We start from the raw sequence: 25061 nt of genomic DNA, 5'->3' as shown, positions 1-25061 counted from the left end.
GCGGGCATGACGGAGACCCCGCACCCCCTGTACGACAGGCACGCCGAGACCCTCAACCGGGCGCTGACCGCGATCACGGAGCGCGGGTACTGGTCCGCCTATCCGGAGTCGCCCAGCCCCCGGGTCTACGGCGAGACCGCCGCCGCCGACGGCAAGGCCGCCTTCGAGGCGTACCTGGGCGGCGACTTCCCGCTCGACCAGCCGGGTGACGGCGGCATGGTCGCCACCGAGGTCAGCCCGTTCGGCGTGGCGCTCGACGTGCGCTATCCGCACGCCACCGCCGACCAGCTCGTGGCCGCCGCCACCGCCGCCCTGCCGGCCTGGCGCGACGCCGGCCCGCAGGCCCGGGCGGGCGTCTGCCTGGAGATCCTCGACCGGCTGCACAGGAACGTGTTCGAGCTGGCCAACGCGGTGCAGTTCACCAGCGGCCAGGCCTTCGTGATGGCCTTCCAGGCCGGCGGCGCGCACGCGCTGGACCGGGCGCTGGAGGCGGTCGCCTACGCGTACGCCGAGATGACCCGCCACCCGGGCACCGCCGGCTGGGAGAAGGCCGCCGGCAAGGGTGACCCGCTGCGGATGACCAAGACCTTCCACGTGGTGCCCCGCGGCGTGGCGCTGGTGATCGGCTGCAACACCTTCCCGACCTGGAACTCGTACCCCGGCCTCTTCGCCTCGCTGGCCACCGGCAACCCGGTGGTCGTCAAGCCGCACCCGCGCGCGGTGCTGCCGCTCGCCATCACCGTGAAGTACGCCCGCCAGGTGCTCGCCGAGGCCGGCTTCGACCCGAACCTCGTGCAGCTCGCCCCCGAGGCGGCCGGCGAGAAGCTCGCCTCGACGCTGGCCCTGCACCCGGCCGTCAAGATCGTCGACTTCACCGGCTCCACCGAGTACGGCGACTGGCTGGAGGCCAACGCCCGGCAGGCCGCCGTCTACACGGAGAAGGCCGGCCTGAACACGGTGGTGATCGACTCCACCGACGACTTCGCCGGGATGTGCCGCAACCTGGGCTTCACGCTGACGCTGTACAGCGGCCAGATGTGCACCACCTCCCAGAACCTGCTGATCCCGCGGGACGGCATCGAGACGGACCAGGGACACAGGAGCTTCGACGAGGTGGCCGCCGGTATCGCCGGTGCGGTCGCCAAGCTCACCGCCGACCCGGCCCGGGGTGTCGAGCTCACCGGCGCGATCGTCAACGACGGTGTGCTGGAGCGGCTGGAGGAGGTCACCAAGGTCGGCGAGCCGGTGCTGGAGTCGCGGACCGTCGAGCACCCGTCCTTCCCGGACGCCGTGGTCCGGACGCCCACCGTGGTGAAGCTCGACGCGGCCGACACCACGACCTACTCCCGCGAGTGGTTCGGCCCGATCTCGTTCGCCATCGCGACCGACTCGACCGCGCACAGCCTGGAGATCCTCCGCTCGACCGTCGGCGAGAAGGGTGCCCTGACCGCGGGCGTCTACTCGACCGACGAGGCGGTGCTGGACGCGGCCGAGGCGGCGGCCATCGACGCCGGCGTGCACCTGTCCTGCAACCTGACCGGCGGGGTGTTCGTCAACCAGTCGGCGGCGTTCTCCGACTTCCACGGCTCGGGGGCGAACGCGGCGGCGAACTCGGCGCTGACGGACGGGGCGTACGTGGTTAACCGGTTCCGGATCGTGCAGAGTCGGCGGCACGTCTGATCGTGGTTGCGATTGGGGTTTCCGGGGCAGACCGCCTCGCTCCGGGCGGTCAGGCTTGATCCCTCCGCGAGGCGGCCTGCCCCGGAAACCCGACCTGGTCATTGTGGTCTCCGCGTTCGGCCAGGAATTGGTGATCTTGGGGGTGCTGCCTCGCGGAGGGTTCCTGGTCGGCGGGGTTCTGCTCGTCGGGTCAGGCGGGGCGGCGCATCTGGAGTTCGTTCAGGGCGGGGATTCTCGGGTGCGGGACGCGCACGCCGGTGTCGACGAAGCCCAGCTTCTCGTACGCCCGGTAGGCGCGGTCGTTGCCGACCACCACCTCCAGCATGAGGTCGGGCCGGCCGCACGCCCGGGACCAGGCGGCCACCTCGTCCACCAGCGCGCCGAGCAGCCCGCTGCCCCGCCAGGCGGGCGTCACGTAGACGGCGTAGATCAAGGTCAACCCCGGCTCCTCCGGGGCGACCGTGCCGCCGGCGTGGCCGACCAGGCGACCGCCCGGGTCGGCGACGAACTGGGCGGTCTGCTCGCCCCGGGAGACGGCGGCGATCCGGGCCGCGTACTCGGCGTGCGGACGGGCGGCGGCCTCGGCCACGGTCTCCAGGAACGCCAGCGGCGAGTCGGCCAGCATCTCCAGCCGGAGCGCCCGCATCCGGGCGGCGTCTGCCGGGCGGATCCGGCGGACGGCGGTGGTCGTGGTGGGCGCGCTGGTCATGTCGCATGCATACCGGAAGGGCCGGTGTCCGCGGCCGGCCGGGGCGGGTCCACACCCGGAATATGCCCGATTTGTGGTCGTGCGCCGTCGTCACGCCTCGTGTAGCGTGCGATTTCGGTCACTCGATTCAGCGTTGCCGATCGCTGAACCGGTGGCTGCCCGGTGCCGGTCCGCCGGCTCCCGGGGTTGTGGAACGCCGCGCAGAGTGAGGAAGTGCACCGTGGCACAGGGCACCGTGAAGTGGTTCAACTCGGAAAAGGGCTACGGCTTCATCGCCGTCGACGGCGGGCAGGACGTCTTCGTCCACTTCTCCGCGATCGAGATGGACGGCTACAAGGCGTTGGACGACGGCCAGCGGGTCGAGTTCGAGATCGCCCAGGGCCAGAAGGGCCCGCAGGCCGAGCGGGTCCGCGTCATCGCCTGATCCTTCTCGTGGCCGCCGCCCGATCGGCGGCCACGTCACCCCGACCAGGGGGCTGCGGCGCAGGCCCGCGCCGTGGAAGATCATGAGCCGTTCCAGCCATCGCCGCTGAGGAGGGTTCATGTCCGACCTGCCCCCGTCGGGTTCCGCCGAGCCGGTGCCCCCGGCGTCGCCCGGTGCCCCGGCCGACCCGACCCGGCCCGTCAGCCCGGCCCAGGCGGTCCGGCCGCCCGCCGCCGGTGACACCGTCGTACCGGCGCAACCCGGCCCGCCCGCGGTGCCCGGCCCGCCGGTCGGCCCCGGCGGTTTCGCCCCGCCCAGCCAGCCCGGAGCCGCCGGCCAGCCGTGGGGGCCGTATCCGACGGAACCGGCCGGGCCGCCCGTGCCCGGCCAGCCCGGAGCCACCGGCCAGCCCGGAGCCCCGGGTCAACCCTGGGGGCCGTATCCGGTGGATCCGGCCGGGCCGCCGCAGGGCTGGTCCTGGCCGACGACGCCGATGCCCGGCGCGGCCTACCCCTACCCGATGCCCGGCGGGGCCTATCCCGGCTACCCGATGCCCGGCTGGCACCCCGGCCTGGACCCGCAGGACCCGCTGGTCACCCCGCCGCACGCCGGCATCGGCGGGTGGTTCGGCCGGTGCGGTGGCGCGTTGCGGCGCGGCTGGCGGCAGCTCCTACCGATCATGCTGCTGACCCAGACCGTCCCGGCGGCGGCGATCGCGGTCATCTCCCTCGCCCTCGCCCCGACGGATCAGCCGGTCACCGGCCCGGACGGCGCTCCGGTGCTGCCCGACGGCTATTTCGAGCACATCTTCGCCTTCTACGGCGCGGTGCTGCTGGCCGCGCTGATCTTCGGCCCGCTGCAGAGCACCGGCTGGGCCGCCGGCACCTGGGTGGTCGCCCGCCAGGCGGCCGGTGAGCCGGTGGGGGTCGGCGCGGCGCTCCGCTACGGTCTGCGCCGCGCCCTCGGCCTCTGGGGCTGGACCATCGTGGCCTCGCTGCTCATCACGGTCGGCGCCTGCCTCTGCCTGCTGCCCGGCCTCTACGCGGCCTTCGCGTTCGCCCTGTTCGGCCCGATCTACCTGTTCGAGCGGCAGGAGCCGATCGGCCGCGCCTGGCGGATGTTCCACCAGCGGTTCGGCCTGGTGCTGGGCCGGGTGGCGCTGGTCATCTGCGTGCTGATCGTCGCGGCGGTGCTGGACGGGATGGTCGGGTTGATCAACCAGCTCGTCTTCGGGGCGGACCCGATGGCCGCCCCGGGCACCGCGGCGGGCGCCGCGACGCTGGCCGTGGCGGGTGCGGTGCTGACCACCCCGGCCTATCTGGCGCAGCTCGTCGGGCTGGTCGCCACGTACGCCGAACAGCGGGCTCACGAAGGCCCGGTGAACGCCGCCCGGCTGGCCGCGGAACTCGGCTGAGCGAGGGCAGCGTGCTTGCACTCGGCTAGGGAGAGTGCTAAACAAGTCATTGGCACTCGCGTACGGTGAGTGCCAATGGTCGGGACGGTAGGGCAACGGTCGCGGCGGTGCCGGATGGCGCCGGAGCGGCACGGGGCCGGTCGTCGCGGGCTGTCCGGCCCGACCGAGGAGACGTCGTCGTCGCCAGGTGGCGACGTCCCCAAGGTGCGTACACCAGACGGCCCATCCGGGGAACCCTCGGGTGGCCCGTGAGTGTCCAGGAGGACAACGCCGTATGGCCAAGATGATCGCGTTCGACGAAGAGGCGCGCCGCGGCCTCGAGCGGGGCATGAACCAGCTCGCCGACGCCGTGAAGGTGACCCTCGGCCCCAAGGGCCGCAACGTCGTGCTCGAGAAGAAGTGGGGTGCCCCCACCATCACCAACGATGGTGTGAGCATCGCCAAGGAGATCGAGCTCGAGGACCCCTACGAGAAGATCGGCGCCGAGCTGGTCAAGGAGGTCGCGAAGAAGACCGACGACGTGGCCGGTGACGGCACGACGACGGCGACCGTCCTGGCCCAGGCCCTGGTTCGTGAGGGTCTGCGCAACGTGGCCGCCGGCGCCAACCCGATGGCCCTGAAGCGGGGCATCGAGGCCGCCGTGGCCAACGTCTCGGAGGAGCTGCTGAAGCTCGCCAAGGACGTGGAGACCAAGGAGCAGATCGCCTCCACCGCCTCCATCTCCGCCGCCGACCCCAGCGTCGGCGAGATCATCGCCGAGGCGATGGACAAGGTCGGCAAGGAAGGCGTCATCACCGTCGAGGAGAGCAACACCTTCGGCCTCGAGCTCGAGCTCACCGAGGGCATGCGCTTCGACAAGGGCTACATCTCCGCCTACTTCATGACCGACCCGGAGCGTATGGAGGCCGTCTTCGACGACCCGTACCTCCTGATCGTCAACAGCAAGATCTCGTCGGTGAAGGACCTGCTCCCGATCCTCGAGAAGGTCATGCAGTCGGGCAAGCCGCTGCTGATCATCTCTGAGGACATCGAGGGTGAGGCCCTGGCGACCCTGGTGGTCAACAAGGTCCGCGGCACCTTCAAGTCGGTCGCCGTCAAGGCGCCGGGCTTCGGTGACCGCCGCAAGGCCATGCTGGCCGACATCGCCATCCTCACCGGTGGTCAGGTCATCAGCGAGGAGGTCGGCCTCAAGCTCGACGCCGTCAGCCTCGACATGCTGGGCCGCGCCCGCAAGGTCGTGGTGACCAAGGACGAGACCACCATCGTCGACGGTGCCGGCGACGCCGAGCAGATCCAGGGCCGGGTCAACCAGATCCGGGCCGAGATCGAGAAGAGCGACTCCGACTACGACCGCGAGAAGCTGCAGGAGCGCCTGGCCAAGCTGGCCGGCGGTGTTGCGGTGATCAAGGTCGGCGCGGCCACCGAGGTCGAGCTGAAGGAGCGCAAGCACCGCATCGAGGACGCCGTCCGCAACGCGAAGGCCGCCGTCGAGGAGGGCATCGTCCCGGGTGGTGGCGTCGCGCTGGTGCAGGCCGGCAAGACCGCCTTCGACAAGCTGGACCTGGCCGGCGACGAGGCGACCGGCGCGCAGATCGTCAAGATCGCGCTGGACGCCCCGCTGCGGCAGATCGCCGTCAACGCCGGCCTCGAGGGTGGCGTCGTCGTCGAGCGGGTCCGCAACCTCGACCCGGGTCACGGCCTCAACGCCGCGACCGGCGAGTACGTGGACCTGCTGGCCGCGGGCATCATCGACCCGGCCAAGGTGACGCGTTCCGCCCTGCAGAACGCCGCCTCGATCGCCGCGCTGTTCCTCACCACCGAGGCCGTCGTGGCGGACAAGCCGGAGAAGACCCCGGCCGCCCCGGCTGGCCCGGGTGGCGGGGAGATGGACTTCTGAGTCCAGCTTCACCCAGCACGCCGAAAGGGGGCGGGCCGCGTCAGCGGTCCGCCCCCTTCCGTATGTCTCAGGCCCGTATGTCTCAGGTCGGCAGTCGGCGTTGGTTGCGTCGCTTGTGCGCCCGGTCGTAGGGCGGCGTGAGCCGGATCGGTTCGTCCACCGGTTGCAGTGGTTCCTCGGTGGGCGGCCCGTCGGCTCCGGTCATCTCCGCGAGCTGCTCGGCGTCGCCGAAGTCGAGCCGGTCGAACGGCAACTGGCCGGGAAGCTCGCCGACCGGTCGCCAGCTCGCCGGCTGGTCGTCGGTCCGTTCGTCGTCCGTGGTCATGCCCGCCTCCTCTAACCCCTGACCGTAGGGGCCCGTCGATGCCGGGGAGGCCGAACGGCGTTATTGCCGTCTATGTAACTTTAGTTACTTCTGTCCGTTCAGCGCCTTCCGGTACAGGAAGAACACGCGCTCGATCCGCGCGCCCGCCGCACCCGAGTAGAACGGCACGGGGCCCACCCAGCCGATCTGCGCCGTCCCGATCCCGGCCGACGCCTGGTCGCGCAGGCAGCGCCGGAGCAGCACCCCGCCGATGCCCGAGCCCTCGGCCGCCGGGGCGGTCCCCATGGGCCCGAACCAGCTCGGCCGCGACGACCCGTACGCGGCGAAGCCCAGGACCTCGCCGTCCCGCTCGGCCAGGTGCGCGCCCGCGTCCGGCCGCCCGACCGAGCCGGCCAGTTCACCGTCCCAGGCGCCGCCGAACGTGGTCCGCGCGAACTCGGCCAGCGCCGGCAGGTCCGCCGGTTCGGCCCGGCGTACCGTGACGCCCCGGCCGGCCAGCCGCTGCTCGGCAACCTCCGTGGAGCGCAGGGCCGGCGAGCCCTCGCCGAGGTCGGCGGTCATGTTCCAGGCCGTCCGGTCCTGCCGGTAGCCGAGCCGCAGCGCGGCGCAGACCGCCGGGGTGTAGCGCACGTCGATTCCCGGCCAGGCGTAGTGCGGCGCGTTCCCGGCCAGCAGCAGCTCGTCCGCGCCGAGCGCGGCGAGCCGGGCCTCGGCCTCGGCCAGCAGCGAGCCGCCGACCCCCTGACGGCGCTCCTCCGGAGCCACCGCCACCAGGTCGACGTGACCGAGCCGCGGGTCCCGCGCGGACAGCGAGCCGACCAGCACCCCGACCAGCCCGCCGCCGCGAACCGCGCCGAGCCGCAGCACCGGCCGGTCGGCCGCCGCCCGGTCGGCGAGGGTGGCCACGATCGCCGGCGCCTCGGCGGCGTCCTCCGGCAGGTCCAGGGCGCGCCGGCAGAGGTCGACGACCTCGGGCAGGCGGTCCGGACCCAGCTCGATGATCTCCACGTCCATGGACGCCGACCCTAGGCCATCGGTCGACCAATGGACAGGGTTGTTAACCGAGGTCCGCGGCCCGCGCGGCACGGACCGCCGCGTACGCGTCGACCAGCCCCGCGCCCACCAGGTTCCGGGTGCCGCCGCAGGGCGCGTCGGCAGGCACCACGGCCGGCGTGGCCGTCTCGGCCAGGATCCGCCGGGTCCGGTCCAGGTCGCCGACCAGCGCCGGGTTGGCCGACCACATGAGCGCCACCACGCCGGCCACCTGCGGGGTCGCCATCGAGGTGCCGTCCAGCGTGGCGTAACCACCCCCCGGGTACGCCGACGGCACCGCGGCGCCCGGCGCCACGAGGTCCGGCTTGGCGGCGCCACCGGCCGCCGGCCCCCGGCTGGAGAACCGGGTGAGCCGGCGGGCCCGGTCGACCGCACCGACCGTGAGCACGTCCGGGTACGGCGCCGGCGGGTCCGCGATGGAGCCGCAGTACGGGCCGGTGTTGCCGGCGGCGGCCACCACGAGGATGCCGGCCGCGGCCAGCGCGGCGGTCGCCGGCCGCAGCGCCCCCGCGTCGCAGCCCTCCACGGGCGGGCAGCCCCACGAGTTGGTCAGCACGTCCGGCGCCCGCTGCGGCCGTCCGTCGGTGAGCGGGTCCCCGCCCGGCGGGAACGGGGCCAGCATGAACTGCAGGCAGTCCAGGTAGCGCGCCGGGCTGCCCAGGTTGCGGTCCAGGTTCACGCAGCCGACCCAGCTCGCCCCGGGGGCCACCCCGATCCCGTTCCGGCCCACCGCGCTGCCCACCGTGTGCGTCCCGTGGCCGCCCCGGTCGGCCGGCGTCGGGCGGTGCTCCCAGGGGTCGTACCAGGAGTCGTCGCCACCGCGGAAGCCGGCGGCCAGGGCCGGGTGCCGGCCGTCCACACCGGAGTCCGAGCTGCCCACCACCACGCCGGCGCCGGTCACGCCCAGCTCCGACCAGACCCGGTCCGCGCCGATCAGCGAGACGTTCCAGGCCGGACCGGTCGGCGCCGGCACGGTGCCCCGGGTCGGGGGCGCAGCCGCGGGCAGCGGCCGCAGCCGCTGGCTGACCAGCACCCGGGCCACCTCCGGCCGGCCGGCGAGCCACGCCCGGACCGCCGGCCCGCCGTCCGTCTCGATGGCGTTGACCAGGTAGTACGGCGTCGGGTGCAGGCGCAGCCGGGTCAGCTCCCGGCGCAGGTCGCCCTGGGTGCGCCCGGCCGTGGCCACGAGCCGCCGGTAGACCTCGGCCGCCCGCGCGTCCCGGCCCGCCCGACCGGGCGCCCCCGCGGGGATGCCGGTCAGGTCCGCCTGCTCGCGGAGCACCACGAGCAGGCGTTCCCCGTGCAGGCCGGGCTGGCCGGGGACCGCGTACACCACCACCACGGCGGCGAGCAGGGCCGCGGCGACCAGTCCGGCGAGGCCGCGCCGGGGCGCGCGGGCACGGGGCCGGGCGAGCAGCACCCCGTACCCGACGGCGAGCAGGACCGCGACGGCGAACGCGGCGCCGGTCGCGACCGCGACCCAGAACGGGACGTCGCGGGTCGTGGCCAGCAGGACGGTGACCTCCTCCGGGTCGGCGAACGCCAGCGGCCCGAGCAGCGCGAGGCCGACCAGCCAGCGCGCCGGCCGCCGTCCGGCCGGCCGACCGGCGTGCCGGGCCGCCGCCTCCAGCGCGCCCAGCACGAAGCCGAGCGGCGGCAGCAGGAACAGCGCCGGCAGCTGCGCCCCGGACTGGCCGGCCCCGGCGCCCAGCAGCGCCAGGCTCACCCCGGCGACCAGCCCGCCCACCAGCACGAGCCGGGCCGGCCGCGGCGGGGCGCCGACGGCGAACGCGGCCCAGAACGCGGGGCCGAGGAGCACCCCGGCGAGCGCGCCGAGCGCGGCGGCGGCGAGCGCGGCGAGCAGCGTCTCCAGCGCGCCGCCCAGCGCGCCCACCCACACCCAGGGCAGCAGCGACGCCAGCCCGGCCGCCGCCGCCAGCAGCGTCAGCGGCCCGAACCGCCCGCGCGCACCGGCGGACGCCGGAGGGGTGGACCGGCGGCGGATCAGCCGAGCGAGGACCAGGGCGAGCAGCGCGGCGGTCGCGGCCAGCGCGGCCAGGTACGCCTCGTGGTGCACCGGCGGCAGCGCCCGCAACAGGGTCAGCGCGCCGAGCGCCAGGGTTGCCGCCAGCCACGCGCGGCCGGTCGCCCGGATCGCGGGGGAGCGGGGGAGCAGCGCGAGCGCCAGCGTGGGCGCGCCCACCAGCAGCACGGTGACCAGCGCCACCACCGGCCACACGGCGAGCGAGCGGTCCAGGCCGGCGACCAGCACGAGCTGGTCGACCACCCAGCCGACGAGCTGGCCCGGCACCGCGACCAGCACGGCCCAGAGGCCGGTCACCACCGCGGCTACCACCGGCCACGGCCCGGTGTCCGGGCGAGCGGGAGGAAACGGGGGTACGGGTGCGGTGGGCGGGCCGGCCTGCATGGCCCTCACCGTACGGCCCGACGGGTGCGTGCCGCGGGCGGCGGGCGACGGTTACGGTGGACGGGTGCGCGACCCCAACGTGTCCCGATCCGAGGCCGGTCAGCTCTCCGCCGAGCGCCGCGCCGACGACCTGCGCCGACTCCGCGCCGAGCGGTTCGACGTGCTGGTCATCGGCGGTGGCGTGACCGGGGCGGGCGCCGCGCTCGACGCCGCGTCACGCGGCCTGAAGGTGGCGCTGGTGGAGGCGCGCGATTACGCCGCCGGCACCTCCAGCCGGTCCAGCAAGCTGATCCACGGCGGCCTGCGCTACCTCGAACAGCTGGAGTTCCACCTGGTCCACGAGGCGCTGACCGAGCGCGGGCTGCTCGCCACGCGGCTGGCCCCGCACCTGGTGCGCCCGGTGCCGATCCTGGTGCCGCTCCCCGCCGAGGGCGGGGTGCGCGACCTGCCCCGCCGGTTCTTCCGGCGCTCCTACTACGGCGCCGGCGTGGCCGCCTACGACGTCTTCGCCGGGGTGTTCGGCGGCGGGCGCGGCATGCCGCTGCACCGGCACCTGACCCGGGAGGGCGCCCACCGGATCTTCCCGAGCCTGCGGCCGGACAAGCTGGCCGGGGCGATCCGCTACTACGACGGCCAGGTCGACGACGCCCGCCTCGTGGTGACCCTGGCCCGGACCGCGGCCAGCCTCGGCGCGACCGTGGTGACCAGCGCCCGGGCGGTCGGGCTGACCCGGCAGGCCCGGGAGGTCACCGGGGTCCGGGTGCGCGACCTGGAGGCGCCCGCCGGCTCGCCGGACGCCGAGTTCGAGGTACGTGCCCGCACCGTCATCGCCGCGACCGGCGTGTGGAGCGACGACATGTCCCGGATGCTCAACGACGTGGGGCTGCGCCCCGGCTTCCGGGTCCGGGCCTCCAAGGGCGTGCACCTGGTGGTGCCCCGCTCGGCGATCACCGGCGAGGCCGGGCTCATCCTGCGCACCGCCACGAGCGTGCTGTTCGTCATCCCGTGGGGCGGCCACTGGATCATCGGCACCACCGACACCGACTGGCGGCTCGACCGGTCCCACCCGGCGGCCACCGCCAAGGACATCGACTACCTGCTGGAGCAGGTGAACGCGGTGCTGGACCGCCCGCTCACCACCGACGACATCGAGGGCGTCTACGCCGGGCTGCGCCCGCTGCTGGCCGGCGAGGCGGACTCCACCTCCAAGCTCTCCCGGGAGCACGCGGTCATCGAGCCGATGCTCGGGCTGCTGCTGGTGGCCGGCGGCAAGTACACGACCTACCGGGTGATGGCCTCCGACGTGGTCGACCGGGCCGTGCACCGGCTCGGCTGGACCCGGCCGTCGCGCACCGCCGACCTGCCGCTGCTCGGCGCCGACGGCTACGCGGCCATGTGGCGCGACCGGGCCGACCTGGCCCGCCGGCACGGGGTGCCGGTCGGGGTGGTCGAGCACCTGCTGGAGCGCTACGGCACGCTCACCCTGGACCTGCTGGCCCTGGTCGACGCCGATCCGCTGCTCGGCTCCCCGCTGGCCGGCGCGCCGGAGTACCTGGCCGCCGAGGTGGCCTACGCGGCCCGGGCCGAGGGGGCACTGCACCTGGAGGACGTGCTGACCCGGCGTACCCGGATCTCCATCGAGACCAGCCACCGCGGCCTGGAGTCGGCGGAGCACGCCGCGGAGCTGATGGGTGCGGTGCTCGGCTGGGACGAGGCGACCCGCGCCCGGGAGGTGGCCCACTACCGGGCCCGGGTGGAGGCCGAGCGGCAGTCGCAGCTGATGCCGGATGACGTGGCGGCCGACGCGGCCCGGCTGGGCGCTCCGGACGTGCGGGGCTTCGCGGCGGACCGGGGCGCCGACGGCGACAGCGTGGCGTCCCCTTCCCGGTGACCGGCCGGTAACGTCGTTCCGGAGGGTTCCGGCCCTACCTACGGAAGTGTAGGTTTCCCCGCGTGGTTCGCCCATCCTGGTCGTGCGTCCCCGCGCTGTCCGTCGGCGTCCTGCTGGCGACCGCCCTGACCGGCTGCTCACTCTTCGGCCGGGCCGAGGGCGCCACCACATCGGACGGCGCGCACGCCGCCGCCCCGACGCCGGCCGGGCGGCGTGTCTCCCTGGTCCAGCAACTCGGTCCGGCCGGGCCGCCGCGCACGCTCGAGGTGGAGCCGACGGGGCGGTGGCAGTGCCGCGACTGCGCGGGCGACGGGGTCGACTCCACGGGTGCGCTCACCCCGGAACAGACGCAGCGGTTGCAGGGGATGCTCGCCGACCCGGCCCTGGCGAACGAGACCGACCAGGCGCGGCAGTACAAGCAGGGCTGCATCGACGCGCTCACCTCGACGCTGCTGATCCCGCCGGGGCTGACCATCACCATCCAGGACTGCCCGGGCGAGCCCAAGCCGCCGGTGGCGTACCAGGTCCTGCTGCTGATCACGCAGGCCACCCCGGCCGAGGACAAGACGACCTGAGGCGTCAGAGCACCTTGCCGGGGTTGAACAGCCCCGCGGGGTCCAGCGCCGCCTTGATCGCCTGGTGCACCCGCACGCCTACCGGGCCGATCTCGCGGGCCAGCCAGTCCCGCTTCAGCAGGCCGACCCCGTGCTCGCCCGTGCAGGTGCCGCCGAGTTCCAGCCCGAGCCGCATGATCTCGTCGAACGCCCGCCGTCCGCGGGCCAGGCCGGCCGGGTCGGCCCGGTCGACCACGATGTTCGGGTGCATGTTGCCGTCGCCGGCGTGCCCCACGACGCCGATCGGCACGGCGCACTCCTCGGCGATCCGGGCCACCCCGTCCAACAGCGCCGCCAGCGCGCCCCGCGGCACCGCCACGTCGTCGATGACCAGGCCGCCGTTGCCCCCGGGGAAGGCGTCGGCGGCGAACTTCTCCATGGCCGGGTGGGCGAGCCGCCGGGCCTGGAGCAGGGCGGCCGCCTCCTCCGCGTCGGTGGCCGCGTAGACCTCGTCGGCCCCGGCCGCCGTGCACACCTCGGCCAGCCGGGCCAGGTCGTCCGCCGCCCGCGAGCCGGTGTCCACGGCCGCCAGCAGCAGCGCCTGCGCGTCGGTGCGCAGCCCCATCGGCCGGTACGCCTCGATGGCCCGCAGGTGGGTCTGATCCAGCAGTTCCAGCAGGCTGGGGATGAGCCCGCGCTCGGCGATCCCGGCCACCGCCGTGCCGGCCGCCGCCGTGGTGGGGAAGACGGCGACCAGGGTCAGCGACTCCTCGGGCGCCGGGCGCAGCGCCACGGTCACCTCGGTGATCACCCCGAGCGTGCCCTCCGAGCCGACGAAGAGCCGGGTCAGGTCGTAGCCGGCGACGCCCTTGGCGGTCCGCCGGCCGGTGCGCAGCACCTCGCCGGAGGCGAGCACCACCTCCAGCCCGAGCACGTACTCGGTGGTCACGCCGTACTTCACGCAGCACATGCCGCCCGCGTTGGTGGCCACGTTGCCGCCGATGGTGGACGACTCCCAGGAGCCGGGGTCGGGCGGGTACCAGAGGCCGTGCGCGCGGACCGCCCCGGCCAGCGCCGCGTTGACCACGCCGGGCTGCACCACGGCGATCCGGCTGACCGGATCGACCTCCAGGATCCGGTCCATCGCCACGGTGCTCACCAGCACCGCGCCGTCGACCGCGTTCGCCGCGCCGGCCAGCCCGGTCCGCGCCCCCTGCGGCACCACGGGTACGCCGTGCCGGCCGGCCGCGCGGACCACCGCCACGACCTCCTCGGTGGTGCGCGGGCGGACCACCACGAGCGGGCTGCCCGCCGCGCAGAGGTCGGCCTCGTCCCGCTCGTGCAGGCGCAGCAGGTCGGGGTCGGTCAGCACGGCGGCCTCGCCGAGCGCGGTCCGCAGGTCGTCGAGGAGGGGATGGGCGGCCATGCCGGGAAGGCTAGGTCGTGCCGGCGGGGATGACCAACCGGCGTACCGTTGGTCGCCATGCTCTACGTGGACCCGCCCTCGGTGCCCTCGCGGGGGCGGCTCTGGTCGCACCTCGTGAGCGATGTCTCGTACGCCGAGCTGCACGCCTTCGCCGAGGCGCTGGGCCTGCCCCGGCGCGGCTTCGACCGGGATCACTACGACGTCCCGGCCGAACGCGTCCCGATGGCCGTGTGGCTGGGCGCCCGGCCCGTCTCCTCCCGCGAGATCGTCCGCCTCCTGCGCGCCGCCGACCTGCGCCGCCCCAAGCCCCGCTCCGTCCCCGCTCCGGCCCGGCCGACGGACGCCGGGATCGTTCCGGCCCGGCCGGGGGACGCGGGGATCGTTCCGGCCCGGCCGGGGGACGCCGGGCTCAGGCCAGGGTCGCGAGTTCCCGGGTGAGGTTGGCGCGGGCGCGGGGCTCCCATCGGGCGTGCGGTTCGGGCAGCCGGTAGAGCGCGGGCAGGGCCAGCAGGGCGGTCAGCACGGCGGCCCGGCCGGCGCGGAAGTCCGGATCGGGCACGTGGGCGTACTCGCGGCGGACGGCGGCGGCGTAGCGGTCGTAGTCGGCCGACGGCGCGGCCAGGACCGCCAGGTCGGCGTCGCAGAGCAGCACGCCGTCCGGGTCGTCCGGCCCGACCGCGTGGCCGGCGGTGAGCAGCACCAGCCGGCGTACCCCGGTCACCGCGTCCGCCGGCACGCCGGCGGCGGCGAGCAGGTCCCCGGCCAGCTCGGCGCTGGCCCGCTCGTTGGCGTCGCCGCCGGCCCGGGGGTCGTAGACCGCGTCGTGGCACCACGCCGCCAGCCGGACCAGGTCGGGGCGGCGGGCCGACCCGGCGTACGTGTCGACCACGTCGAGCACCGCCTGCAGGTGGGTCACCGTGTGGTAGTGCCGGTGCGGCTCCCGCCAGCCGGCCAGCAGCCGCGCCCCGGCCCGCTCGACACCGGCCGGGTCGGTCGCACCCGCCGCCCGTGCCGTGTCCCGCCACCGTTGGATCAGCTCGTCCACCCGGTGCAGTCTGCACCACCGCGGCCGATTCGCAGGATTCACCGGGGGCGGTTCGGGTAGTCCCGGCCATGGCCGTGGCCCGGGACCGACGACCGCCGTTCTTACGACGTAAGGCGTTGCGCGAGGGACTGGTCGACCTCGACGAGGCGCGGATCTCGGAGGCGATGGAGCAGCTCCGGCACCGGAGCAAGGCCACCCTGCACGACCGGCTGCACCGGGTGCGCACGGCCACCGGCCTGGCGGTCCAGGCGGGCCTCGCGGCCGGGCTGGCCTACCTGATCTCCCACCGGCTGCTGAAGAACCCGCAGCCGGTGTTCGCGCCCATCTCGGCGGTCGGCACCCTGGCCGCCTCGGTGGGCCAGCGGTTCCGCCGGACCGTCGAGCTGATCATCGGTGTCGCGGTCGGGGTCGCCGTCGGCGACCTGCTGATCTACTTGCTGGGCACCGGCGCCTGGCAGCTCGGCCTGGTGGTCACCGCGGCCATCCTGCTGACCGTCTTCGCCGGGGCGAGCGTCGCCATCGTGATCCAGGCGGCGGCCACCGCCGTGCTGATCGTGACGCTCAGCCCGTCGACGCAGAACCTGGAGATACCCCGGTTCGTGGACGCGTTCCTCGGCGGCGGCATCGCCCTGCTGGTCACCGCCATCCTGCTGCCGCTCAACCCGCTCCGCGTGATCAACCGGGCGGCCCGGCCGGCGCTGGACCTGCTCGCCGGGCAGCTCGACATCTGCGCGGAGGCGTTGCGCAGCAGGGACCGGGGCACGGCCCAGCAGGCGCTGTTCCGGCTCCGGGAGAACAAGGACGAGCTGGCCGCGCTCTCCGAGGCCATCGAGGGCGCCAAGGAGACCATCACCATCTCGCCGGCCCGCTGGCACCGGCGGGACGAGCTGACCCACTACGCCGAGGCGGCGGATCCGATCGACCGGGCGATGCGGAACAGCGGCACCCTGATCCGCCGCTCCGTCACCATGATCGAGGACGAGGAACCCGTACCGGATCCGATGCCCGACTCGATCGGCCACCTGGCCGAGTCGGTGCGCCTGCTGCGGCACGAGTTCGCCGTCGGGGAGGAGCCGGAGAAGGCCCGGGAGCGGTCGCTGCGGGCGGTCAGCGAGGCCGGCCGGGCGTACGCCGAGGGGGTGGGCTTCTCCGGCAGCGTGGTGATCGCCCAGGTGCGCACCACGGCGAGCGACCTCCTGGTGGCCTCCGGCATCGACCAGGAGGAGGCGAACCGACTGGTGCGCCAGTCGTTCGGCGACCGGGAGCAGCGCTCCGGCGAGACCACCGAACAGAACCCGGCCCCCAAACCCCCCACAGCCCCCCCGGTCGGCTGACCCGGCGCGGCGGGGGCGGGCGGGCCGTCAGGGGAGGGTGGACAGGGCGGTCAGGAGGGCGTCGACGTCGGACTCGGTGGTGCCCAGGCCGAGGCTGGCGCGCAGGGCGGTCGGGGGCAGGTCGCGGCGGCCGCTGCGGGTCGCCGCCTCGGTGAGCAGGCGGCGGGCGAGCGGGTGGGCGCAGAACAGCCCGTCCCGGACGCCGATCCGGTGCGCGGTCGCCAGGTGGGCGGCCACCTCGGCGGAGTCCCGGCCCGCCACCACGAAGCTCACGATGCCCACGCGGGGTGCGTCCGGCCCGAAGGTGTGCAGCTCCACCACGTGCGGCAGCGCGGCCAGACCCGCCCGGAGCCGGGCCAGCAGCGCCTGCTCGCGGGCGTGCAACGCGTCCCGGTCCGCGGCCGCCAGCGCCGCGCAGACCGCCGCCAGCGCCACGGCGCCGAGCAGGTTCGGGGTGCCCGCCTCGTGCCGGGCCGGGCCGGTGGCCCAGCGCACCTCGTGGGTGCCCGCCCCGACGTGGCTGGTGGCCCCGCCCCCGGCCAGGTACGGCGGGGCCGCGTCCAGCCAGTCGGCCCGCCCGACCAGCACGCCCGCGCCGAACGGCGCGTACAGCTTGTGGCCGGAGAGCGCCAGGTAGTCGACGTCCAGCGCGGCCAGGTCCACCGGGGCGTGCGGGGCGAGCTGCGCGGCGTCGACCAGGATCCGGGCGCCGTGCCGGCGTGCCACCCGGGCCAGCTCGGCCACCGGCCAGCGCTCCCCGGTCACGTTGCTGGCGCCGGTCACCGCGACCAGCACGGGCAGCCCCGGCCGGGCGTCGCGGGACAACTCGCCCAGGGCGGCGTCGAGGGAGCGGACCGCGCCGCCCGGGCCGTCGGGTACCGGGAGCCGCACCGAGCCGCGCGGCCAGGGAAGCAGGTTCGCGTGGTGCTCACCGGCGAAGGTGACCACCGTGGTGCCGGCCGGCAACGACCGGGCCAGCAGGTTCACGGCGTCGGTGGTGTTCCGGGTGAAGATCACGTGATCGTCGGGGCGGGCGCCGAGGAAGTCCGCCACCGTCTGCCGGGCCCGCTCGTACGCCAGCGTGCAGCGCCGCGACAGCGCTCCGGCGCCCCGGTGCACGCTCGCGTACCAGGGCAGCAGCTCGGTCACCGCGTCGGCCGCGGCCCGCGCGCACGGCGCGCTGGCCGCGTAATCCAGGTTGATCTCTCCCGGTACGCCGAGCACGCCGAGCGGGTCGGGCCGGCTCGGGGTGGCGAGCGTGGGCAGTGCGGGTACGAGGGTGACGGTCATGCCGGAGCCTCCCGGGTCCAGGGGACCCCGGGTGGGTGGGCACCGGGAACGGGGTCCGCGCTTGCCCAGCACGCGGTTCGGGCTGGGCCCGGTCATCACCCGGGGCACCCCACCGCGAACTCGACGAGGGTTGCCGGCCAGCAAGCCGGGGCTTCGCGCTGGCACTCGTGACCTGTTCGGGAGCATAGCGGCCGCGATGCGACCGGACCAGTGGGTCGCGGGTGACTACGCTGACCGCATGGCCGTCACCCCGCCCGGCGGAGCCCTGCCGCCGCCGCCGACCGCGCCCGCCGTTCCGCCCGGGTCGCCGGCCCCCCGGATGCCACTGCGCCGGATCGGCTGGCGGCGGTTCCTGGCGCTGGCCGGTGTGGTGCTGCTGATCGCCGCCGGCGCGGTCTTCATGGTCTTCACCCTGGGCGAGAGCCTGGGTGCCGAGGCGCTGCTGGTGGGCGTGATCGCGGCGATCCTGCCGGTGCCGGTGCTGGTGTCCTGCTTCCTCTGGCTCGACCGCTACGAGCCCGAGCCGCTGAAGTATCTGATCTTCTGCTTCGCCTGGGGCGCGTTCGTCTCCACCGCCATCTCGCTGCTGGTCAACGAGACCGGCGCCCGGCTGTTCGAGGACTGGGGGCTGCCCTCGGCGCTGACCGCCGTGCTGGTCGCCCCGTTCATCGAGGAGCTGACCAAGGCGGCCGGCCCGCTCCTGCTGCTGATCTTCCGCCGCCGGGAGTTCTCCGGGGTCACCGACGGCCTGGTCTACTGCGGGCTCTCCGCGGTCGGCTTCGCCATGGTGGAGAACATCCTCTACCTGGGCGGCTACGGCTACCGCACTGGCGTCGAGGAGTACGGCCCGGCCACCGGCGCCCGCCAGGTGATCGCGATCTTCATCGTGCGGATCCTGCTGTTCGGCTTCGCCCACCCGCTCTTCACCTCGATGACGGGTGTGGGTCTGGGCGTCGCCGCGCGGACCGCCGACCGGCGGGTGCGCATCCTCGCCCCGATCGCCGGCCTGCTGCTGGCCATGATGCTGCATGGCACGTGGAACCTGCTGCCCTCGCTGGCCGCCGCCACGGGCCAGCCGCTGATCGCGCTCTACGGCTACATCGGCGTGATGGTGCCGATCTTCTTCGGCACGGTGGGGCTGGCCGTCTGGCTGCGCGCCTGGGAGGGGCGGCTCACCGAGCGCACCCTGCCGGACTACGTGCGGGCGGGCTGGCTCACCCCGCCCGAGGTGGCCGCGCTGGGCAGCCTCGGCCGGCGGCACGCCGCCCGCACCTGGGCCCGGCGGGTGGCCGGCGACGGCGGGGTGAAGGCGATGCGCGGTTACCAGTTCGCCGCCACCCGGCTGGCGCTGCTGCGCGACGGGATGCGCCGAGGGCTGGACGGCAAGCCCGCCGAGCGGGACCGGACGGCGCGGGAGGAGCGGGAACTGCTCGACGCGATCGGGGCGTACCGGTCGTTCTTCGTGGGCCGGGACCCGCAGGCGCCGGTCGGGGTCTGGGACGGGCAGCGCTACCTCCTGCGCTTCCCGGACGGGTCGCGGCGCGCGGTCGAGGCCCCGGACGAGCCGGTGGTGCCGATCCCCGTGGTGCTGGCTCCGCCGCCACCGCCGGCTTTCCCGCCCGGCTACGGCCCGTCCGGCTGGCACGGCGCCCGCTCCAGCGCCCCCTGGCCGCCGGCCTGACGCGGCTCCCGGGGGCGGGTCAGCTCATGAGGCCGGTGAGGAAGTCACCGAGGCCCTGGGCGATGGCCATCAGGGCCACCCCGATCCCCTTGAACAGCTGGGCCGCGCCGTCCGGCCGGAAGGCCATGAAGTAGATCAGGAACGCGAGGAATCCCCAGGCGAGGATCTTCTTCACGACTACCGGCATGATCCCTCCCCAGGGCGCGGTCGTGCCTGGGGCTTCCCGCCGGGCAGCGGCGCAAACGGCGGCGCCGTGCCTAGAGGTAGAGGCCGGTCGAGCCGGTCGACCCGGTGTCCACCCGCTCCGCCGCCACGGCGTGCACGTCCCGCTCGCGGAGCAGCACGTACGCGCGGCCGTGCAGTTCGACCTCGGAGCGGTCGTCCGGGTCGAAGAGCACCCGGTCCCCGGAGACGATGGAGCGGACGTGCGGGCCGACGCCCACGGCGGTGGCCCAGGCCAGCCGCTTGCCGACCGCCGCGGTGGCCGGGATCACGATGCCGGCGGTGGAGCGGCGTTCCCCCTCGCCGTTCTCGGTACGCACGAGCACACGGTCGTGCAGCAGGCGGATCGGCAGCCCGGTGTCGAGGTTCTGGTCGGCGGTCACGCGAAGACGCTACCGCGTGCCCACCGGTCGATCCCGGCGTGGTTGGGCGGGGCGGCAGGGGGGCAATGTGTGGCGGAGTCGCCCTAGGGTGGGGCGGACGGACGTATCCTGTCCACCCTGTTGCATGGGCGGATCGAAGTTGCGGGAGGTGCGCTTGAGCCGCTTCGAGCGGATGCGCGGACGGCTCCGCCGCGCGTACGAGTCCGGCCGCGAGTCGGCGCGGGCCCGTCGGCCGGCCGATCCGGACGAGCGCGTGGCCTCGCCCTCCTCGCCCGGCCCGGCGGCGCCCCCGACGGCGACCGTGGTGGGCGCGGAGCCCTCCGCCCCCGTGTTCGCCTCGACGAACAGCCAGGACGACGGGGAGGTGCCGCACGCGCTGCGGCTCGCCGCGGCCTGGTGCTGGCGGCTCATCGTCATCGGCATCGTGACCTGGTCGCTGCTCAAGATCGTCGGCACGATCCGCATCGTGATCATTCCGCTGGCGGTCGCGCTGCTGCTCTCCGCGCTGCTCGCCCCGGCGGTCGGCTGGCTGCTCAGGGCCCGCCTGCCCCGCTCGCTGGCCACCGGCGTGGTGCTGGTCGGCGGCCTGGCCGCCGTGATCGGCACCCTGACCCTCGTGGTGAACGAGTTCATCCAGGGCGTGCCGGAGCTGAGCGAGAAGTCGTCGCAGGGCGTCCGGCAGATCCAGGACTGGCTCAAGACCGGTCCGTTGCACCTCTCCGACGGCCAGCTCAACCGCTACATCGACGAGGCGCAGAGCTGGATCAACGGCAACACCGAGAAGTTCACCAGCGGGGCGCTCAACACGGCGGCCACTCTGGCCGAGGTGCTCACCGGCACGGTCCTGGTGCTCTTCGCGACCTTCTTCTTCCTCCGGGACGGCAGCAACATCTGGCGGTTCCTGGTCCGGCTGCTGCCGGTCAAGGCCCGCTGGAAGGTGGACGACGCCGGCCGGGCCTCCTGGGCGACGCTCGGCGCCTACGTGCGGGCCACTGTGCTGGTCGCCTTCATCGACGCCGTGGGCATCGGCATCTTCCTGGTCATCTTCGACATCCCGTTCGCGTTCCCGCTGGCCGCGCTGGTCTTCCTGGGCGCGTTCATCCCGATCGTCGGCGCCTTCCTGTCCGGCGTGGTGGCCGTGCTGGTGGCGCTGGTCGACAGCGGCCCGGTGACCGCGCTGATCATCCTGGGCGTGGTCATCGGCGTGCAGCAGGTCGAGGGGCACGTGCTCCAGCCCCTGATCATGGGCCGGGCGGTGGCCATCCACCCGCTCGCCGTGATCATCGGCATCGCCGCCGGGGTGGTGCTGGCCGGCATCGCCGGCGCGCTGGTCGCGGTGCCGCTGATCGCCGTGCTCAACACCGCCATCCGTCGGCTCGCCGCGCGGACCGTGCCGGACACCCCGCCGGACGCCGTGGTGGTCGCCTCCCAGGCGCCCTGACCCGGCCCAGCCTCGGACGCCCGCGTCGCCCCTGCCTGGGGAGGCGCGGGCGTCAGCTCTTCCGGAGCCGTTCCAGCGCGCCCCGGGCCACGTCCGGGCGGGTGGTGTACCAGAACGGGGGCAGCGAGCGGCGCAGGAACGGGCCGTAGCCCCGGGCGGTCTCCAGCCGGGAGTCGAGCACCGCCACCACGCCCCGGTCGCCGGTGGCCCGGATCAGCCGGCCGACGCCCTGGGCCAGCCGGACCGCCGCGATGGGCACGCTCACCGCCGCGAAGCCGGAGCCGCCCCCGGCGTCGACGGCCGCCGCCCGGGCCGCCGCGAGCGGCTCGTCCGGCCGCGGGAAGGGCAGCCGGTCGATCACCACGAGCTGGCAGGAGTCGCCCGGCACGTCCACCCCCTGCCAGAGCGACATCACCCCGAACAGGCAGCTCTCCCGCTCCTCGCGGAACCGGCGGACCAGCAGCGGCAGCGCCTCCTCGCCCTGGAGCAGCACCGGCAGGTCGGTGCGCGCCCGGAGCAGCTCCGCCGCCTGCTGCGCGGCCCGGCGGGAGGAGAAGAGCCCGAGGGTACGCCCACCGAGCGCCCCGACCAGCGCCAGCAGCTCCTCGCCGGCCGCCTCGGGCAGCCCGGAGACGCTGGGCCGGGGCAGGTGCGCGGCGACGTACAGGATGCCCTGCCGGGCGTAGTCGAAGGGCGAGCCGACGTCGAGCGACGTCCAGCCGGGCCCCTCGGTCGCCGGGACGGTGCCGATCGCCGCGCGGCTGCCGTCGGCGCTCGCCACCGGGGGAGCGGTGCCGCCGCGGCCGGCGGCGGCGGCGGTGGCCAGCGCGGCGGCGGCGGGGGACGGCGGGGCGGGCGGCGGCGCGTCCAGGCCCAGCGCCCGGGCCACCGTGTCGAACCGGCCGCCCAGCGCCAGGGTGGCCGAGGTGGCGACCACGGTGCGCTCGTCGTAGAGGTGGGTGGCGAGGGTGCCGGCGACCGACAGCGGCGCCACGACCAGCGCGCGGCGGCTGCCGTTCTCCGGCTTCTCCACCCAGGCCACGTCGTGGTCGGCCTCCTCCAGCAGCCGCTGCGCGGTGGTGGACAGCTCGTCCAGCACGGCCTTGGCCTGCTGCTTGCGCACCGGGTCCGGGTCGTCGGCCTTGATGTCGCCGATCGCCTCGAGCGCCGCCCGGGTGGCCGCGTCGAGCAGGGTGCACGCCTCGCGCAGCGCGGGCGGCAGGCCGTTGGTGAGCCGCCCGGCCGGTGCCTCGGCCAGCCCCACGGCGAGCGCGTCGCCGGCCTCGGTGAGCCGTTCGGCCACGTCGGGGCGCAGCAGCGGCCGGGCCCGGCGGGCGGACCGGTCGATGAGCTGGGGTTCGAGTTCGGCCTGCGCCGCCGAGGAGACCCGGTCGGCCAGCTCGTGCGCCTCGTCGACCACGAGCAGCTTGTGCGGCGGGACGATGTGCCGCCCGGCGAGCATGTCGACGGCGAGCAGGCTGTGGTTGGTGACCACGATGTCCGCCTCGCGGGCCCGGGCCCGGGACGCCTCCGCGAAGCACTCCTGGCCGAACGGGCAGCGGGTGGCGCCCACGCACTCCCGGGCCGGCATCGACACGCTCCGCCACACCTGGTCGTCGACGCCCGGGTCCAGCTCGTCCCGGTCGCCGGTGGCGGTCTCCTCGGCCCAGTCGCGCAGCCGCTGCATCTGCTTGCCCAGCCGGCCCGCCTCACCGAGCCACTTCGTGCCGCCGCCGCTCGGGCGCGGCGCGTCGAAGAGCGTGTCCTCCGGCTCCTCCTCGACCGAGCTGTCCAGCCGCGCCAGGCACAGGTAGTGGTGGCGCCCCTTCAGCACCGCGAAGGTGGGGCGGCGGCCGAGCACCGGCTCGACCGCGTCGGCCAGCCGGGGCAGGTCGTGGTCGACCAGCTGGGACTGGAGCGCCAGGGTGGCGGTGGAGACCACCACGGGGCCGTCCACGGTCAGCGCCGGGGCCAGGTAGGCCAGCGACTTGCCGGTGCCCGTGCCGGCCTGCACCAGCAGGTGCTCGCCGGAGCCGATGCTGCGCTCGATCGCCTCGGCCATCTGCTGCTGGCCGGGCCGGGCGGCGCCCCCCGGGACCTTGCCGACCGCCGCCGCCAGCAGCTCGCCGCCACCGGGCCGACCGCCCCGGCGCTTCTTCGGGACGGGGCCGGTGGCGGTGCGGGGCGCGGTCACCGTGCGACCGTACCCGCCCCTGCCGACAGGGGGCGGGCGGCTCCGGCGCGTGGCGTGGCGGCCGCGTCGCGTCCGGTTACCTGCCGATCGCGTCGCGTGGCCGGAATCGGTTAGGGTGCCAGTCATGCCGAGCGACGTGGTCCGCGTGATCTACCGCAAGTACGACGGCAGCGCACACCGCGACTACCCGGCGCGCCGGCTCGCCGAGGACGACCTCGGCGTCTGGCTGGGCGTGCCGGCCGGCACCGAGTCGGTCTACCACGGCCGGCCCTCCGTGGAGCAGATTCCGTTCGTCCTGCTGGTGCCCCACCACGGCTGGTGGACCGGCATGTTCAACCCGCCCCCACGCACCAGCGAGGTCTACTGCGACATCGCCACCCCGGCCCGCTGGGAGGGCGAGGAGACCGTCCACCTCATCGACCTCGACCTGGACGTGGTGCGCCGGCGGGAGACCGGCCTCGTCGAGCTGCGCGACGAGGACGAGTTCGCCGAGCACCGGGCCCGCTGGGGCTACCCGGACGACGTGGTGGCCGAGGCCGAGGCGGCGGGCCGCTGGCTGCTCGGCGCGCTCGGTGACGGCACCGAGCCGTTCGCCACGTCGTACCGGAAGTGGCTCTCCCTGGTGGTCTGAGCCGGCCTCAGTAGCGCGGCGGCCAACCGCCTTCCTCGACCCCGCTCAGGTGCTCCACCTTCTCGGGGTTGAGCTGGTTGAACACGGCGGTGATCCGCCCGTCGTGCACGGCGAACGAGGTGACCATCCGCAGCGGCCGGCCGTCCCGGTAGACCGTCTCCGCCTGCCAGCCCAGCGTGCCGTCGACCAGCACCGGCCGGGCGTGCAGGGGGCCGCCCCAGCGGGCGGCCTGGCCGAAGAGGCCGAGGAGGAAGCGGCCCGCCAGCTCGGCGCCGACCACCGGCTTGCGGGCGGCCGGGAAGTGCCCGCCGCTGTCGCCGATCACCACCACGTCGGGGGCCAGCACCTCGGCCAGCCGGTCCAGCTCGCCGGACTCGACCGCCGCCAGGAACGCGGCGAGCACCTTGTGCTGCTCGGCCAGGTCGGCGGTGTGCCGCGGGACGTCGGGAGCGGTGACCGCGCGACGGCCCCGGGAGGCCAGCTGCCGGGCCGCCGCCGGAGTGGTGCCCAGCACCTCGGCGACCGTGGCGAACGGCACGGCGAAGACGTCGTGCAGCACGAACGCCACCCGCTGCTCGGGGGTCAGCCGCTCCAGCACCACCAGCAGGGCGGTGCCGAGCTGGTCGGTGCGGACCACCCGCTCGGCCGGGTCGGGGGCGAACCCGTCCGCGGCCGGCACCGGGCTCACCACCGGCTCCGGCAGCCACTGACCGGGGTACGCCTCGCGGCGCACCCGGGCGGAGCGGAGCACGTCCAGGCAGATCCGTGAGCAGGTGGTGGTGAGCCAGCCGCGCAGGTCCCGGATCTTCTCGCGGGCGGCCGGGTCGCCGAGCGCGCCCGCGTACCGCAGCCAGGTCTCCTGGACCGCGTCCTCCGCCTCGCTGCGGCTGCCCAGCATCCGCTGCGCCACCGCCAGCAGGTGCCCGCGTTCCGCCTCGAACTCCGCCGCCCGCTCGTGCACGTCGCGCTCCTCCCGCCCGGAGTTCCCATTCTCCCCGTACCCCTGGATGCGCCGCCGCCCCCGGATGTGACATCGCTC

General features: G+C 75.1%; 20 protein-coding genes, 3 pseudogenes and 1 riboswitch. Of the genes and pseudogenes, 11 read left to right on the top strand and 12 right to left on the bottom strand.

Features of this window, described 5'->3' with window-relative positions; genetic code table 11:
* Positions 1–6 precede the first annotated feature (6 nt).
* Positions 7–1680, top strand: coding sequence for a phenylacetic acid degradation protein PaaN (gene paaN, locus GCE86_RS23330; RefSeq protein ID WP_204343217.1), 1674 nt, complete (start codon positions 7–9; stop codon positions 1678–1680).
* Positions 1681–1870: 190 nt separating this feature from the next.
* Here the strand turns inward: paaN and GCE86_RS23325 are convergent, their stop codons facing one another.
* The gene (locus GCE86_RS23325; protein WP_154228906.1) at positions 1871–2389 is read right to left on the bottom strand and encodes a GNAT family N-acetyltransferase; all 519 of its coding nucleotides are present in this window, start codon (positions 2387–2389) and stop codon (positions 1871–1873) included.
* A 220-nt stretch (positions 2390–2609) separates the two neighbouring features.
* Here GCE86_RS23325 and GCE86_RS23320 point away from each other — a divergent pair, with 220 nt between their 5' ends.
* The 3 genes from GCE86_RS23320 (at position 2610) to groL (ending at position 6124) form a co-directional block, all read left to right on the top strand.
* On the top strand, positions 2610–2813 hold the full coding sequence (locus GCE86_RS23320) for a cold-shock protein (RefSeq protein ID WP_067305333.1): 204 nt from the start codon (positions 2610–2612) through the stop codon (positions 2811–2813).
* 118 nt (positions 2814–2931) lie between these two features.
* A complete protein-coding gene (locus GCE86_RS23315; protein ID WP_154228905.1) occupies positions 2932–4227 on the top strand; it encodes a hypothetical protein in 1296 nt (431 codons plus the stop codon).
* A gap of 274 nt (positions 4228–4501) precedes the next feature.
* A complete protein-coding gene (gene groL, locus GCE86_RS23310; protein WP_091267381.1) occupies positions 4502–6124 on the top strand; it encodes a chaperonin GroEL in 1623 nt (540 codons plus the stop codon).
* Between the two features lie 82 nt (positions 6125–6206).
* On the opposite strand, the gene GCE86_RS23305 is transcribed toward groL, so the two are convergent.
* From GCE86_RS23305 to GCE86_RS23295, 3 genes are all read right to left on the bottom strand, one after another.
* Complete coding sequence (locus GCE86_RS23305) at positions 6207–6449, bottom strand: hypothetical protein (RefSeq protein ID WP_154228904.1); 243 nt, start codon at positions 6447–6449, stop codon at positions 6207–6209.
* Positions 6450–6533: 84 nt separating this feature from the next.
* Positions 6534–7463: a GNAT family N-acetyltransferase gene (locus tag GCE86_RS23300; protein WP_154228903.1), complete on the bottom strand. Its 930-nt coding sequence runs from the start codon at positions 7461–7463 to the stop codon at positions 6534–6536.
* 43 nt (positions 7464–7506) lie between these two features.
* On the bottom strand, positions 7507–9930 hold the full coding sequence (locus tag GCE86_RS23295; RefSeq protein WP_154228902.1) for a S8 family serine peptidase: 2424 nt from the start codon (positions 9928–9930) through the stop codon (positions 7507–7509).
* 79 nt (positions 9931–10009) lie between these two features.
* On the opposite strand from GCE86_RS23295, the gene GCE86_RS23290 reads away from it, so the two are divergent.
* On the top strand, positions 10010–11821 hold the full coding sequence (locus GCE86_RS23290) for a glycerol-3-phosphate dehydrogenase/oxidase (protein ID WP_154230637.1): 1812 nt from the start codon (positions 10010–10012) through the stop codon (positions 11819–11821).
* A 62-nt stretch (positions 11822–11883) separates the two neighbouring features.
* Positions 11884–12396, top strand: a complete 513-nt coding sequence (locus GCE86_RS23285; RefSeq protein WP_154228901.1) for a hypothetical protein — start codon at positions 11884–11886, stop codon at positions 12394–12396.
* Positions 12397–12400: 4 nt separating this feature from the next.
* Here the strand turns inward: GCE86_RS23285 and GCE86_RS23280 are convergent, their stop codons facing one another.
* Positions 12401–13801: an FAD-binding oxidoreductase gene (locus GCE86_RS23280; RefSeq protein WP_154228900.1), complete on the bottom strand. Its 1401-nt coding sequence runs from the start codon at positions 13799–13801 to the stop codon at positions 12401–12403.
* 57 nt (positions 13802–13858) lie between these two features.
* On the opposite strand from GCE86_RS23280, the gene GCE86_RS31715 reads away from it, so the two are divergent.
* The gene (locus GCE86_RS31715) at positions 13859–14239 is read left to right on the top strand and encodes a DUF4031 domain-containing protein (RefSeq protein WP_163636952.1); all 381 of its coding nucleotides are present in this window, start codon (positions 13859–13861) and stop codon (positions 14237–14239) included.
* On the opposite strand, the gene GCE86_RS31710 is transcribed toward GCE86_RS31715, so the two are convergent.
* Entirely contained in the window at positions 14211–14846 is a 636-nt protein-coding gene (locus tag GCE86_RS31710; protein WP_163636954.1) for an HD domain-containing protein, read from the bottom strand. The genes GCE86_RS31715 and GCE86_RS31710 overlap by 29 nt on opposite strands.
* A gap of 74 nt (positions 14847–14920) precedes the next feature.
* Between GCE86_RS31710 and GCE86_RS23270 the strand changes: the two genes are divergently transcribed.
* Positions 14921–16180, top strand: a complete 1260-nt coding sequence (locus GCE86_RS23270) for an FUSC family protein (RefSeq protein ID WP_244317321.1) — start codon at positions 14921–14923, stop codon at positions 16178–16180.
* A gap of 27 nt (positions 16181–16207) precedes the next feature.
* On the opposite strand, the gene GCE86_RS23265 is transcribed toward GCE86_RS23270, so the two are convergent.
* The gene (locus GCE86_RS23265; protein ID WP_154228898.1) at positions 16208–17470 is read right to left on the bottom strand and encodes an aminotransferase class V-fold PLP-dependent enzyme; all 1263 of its coding nucleotides are present in this window, start codon (positions 17468–17470) and stop codon (positions 16208–16210) included.
* 52 nt (positions 17471–17522) lie between these two features.
* A riboswitch (SAM riboswitch) is annotated at positions 17523–17643 on the bottom strand.
* A 23-nt stretch (positions 17644–17666) separates the two neighbouring features.
* On the opposite strand from GCE86_RS23265, the pseudogene GCE86_RS23260 reads away from it, so the two are divergent.
* Positions 17667–19140, top strand: a pseudogene (locus GCE86_RS23260) (PrsW family intramembrane metalloprotease); the annotation flags it as partial.
* A 30-nt stretch (positions 19141–19170) separates the two neighbouring features.
* Here the strand turns inward: GCE86_RS23260 and GCE86_RS31705 are convergent.
* Positions 19171–19338, bottom strand: coding sequence for a hypothetical protein (locus GCE86_RS31705; RefSeq protein ID WP_167364318.1), 168 nt, complete (start codon positions 19336–19338; stop codon positions 19171–19173).
* A gap of 70 nt (positions 19339–19408) precedes the next feature.
* Positions 19409–19756, bottom strand: a complete 348-nt coding sequence (locus tag GCE86_RS23255) for a GroES family chaperonin (protein WP_154228896.1) — start codon at positions 19754–19756, stop codon at positions 19409–19411.
* Between the two features lie 124 nt (positions 19757–19880).
* Here GCE86_RS23255 and GCE86_RS23250 point away from each other — a divergent pair, with 124 nt between their 5' ends.
* Complete coding sequence (locus tag GCE86_RS23250; protein WP_154228895.1) at positions 19881–21197, top strand: AI-2E family transporter; 1317 nt, start codon at positions 19881–19883, stop codon at positions 21195–21197.
* A 52-nt stretch (positions 21198–21249) separates the two neighbouring features.
* On the opposite strand, the pseudogene GCE86_RS32645 reads toward GCE86_RS23250, so the two are convergent.
* Positions 21250–21936, bottom strand: a pseudogene (locus GCE86_RS32645) (ATP-dependent DNA helicase); the annotation flags it as partial.
* Positions 21937–22047: 111 nt separating this feature from the next.
* Positions 22048–23391 (bottom strand): annotated as a pseudogene (locus GCE86_RS32640) (ATP-dependent DNA helicase); the annotation flags it as partial.
* 124 nt (positions 23392–23515) lie between these two features.
* Here GCE86_RS32640 and GCE86_RS23240 point away from each other — a divergent pair.
* Positions 23516–24022, top strand: a complete 507-nt coding sequence (locus tag GCE86_RS23240; protein WP_154228893.1) for a DUF402 domain-containing protein — start codon at positions 23516–23518, stop codon at positions 24020–24022.
* A 7-nt stretch (positions 24023–24029) separates the two neighbouring features.
* Here GCE86_RS23240 and sigJ read toward each other — a convergent pair whose 3' ends face one another.
* A complete protein-coding gene (sigJ, locus tag GCE86_RS23235; protein WP_154228892.1) occupies positions 24030–24983 on the bottom strand; it encodes an RNA polymerase sigma factor SigJ in 954 nt (317 codons plus the stop codon).
* Between the last annotated feature and the right edge of the window lie 78 nt (positions 24984–25061).

The sequence above is a fragment of the Micromonospora terminaliae genome, from assembly GCF_009671205.1.
Lineage (GTDB): Bacteria > Actinomycetota > Actinomycetes > Mycobacteriales > Micromonosporaceae > Micromonospora > Micromonospora terminaliae.
This window is presented reverse-complemented; position numbering and strand designations above follow the sequence as displayed.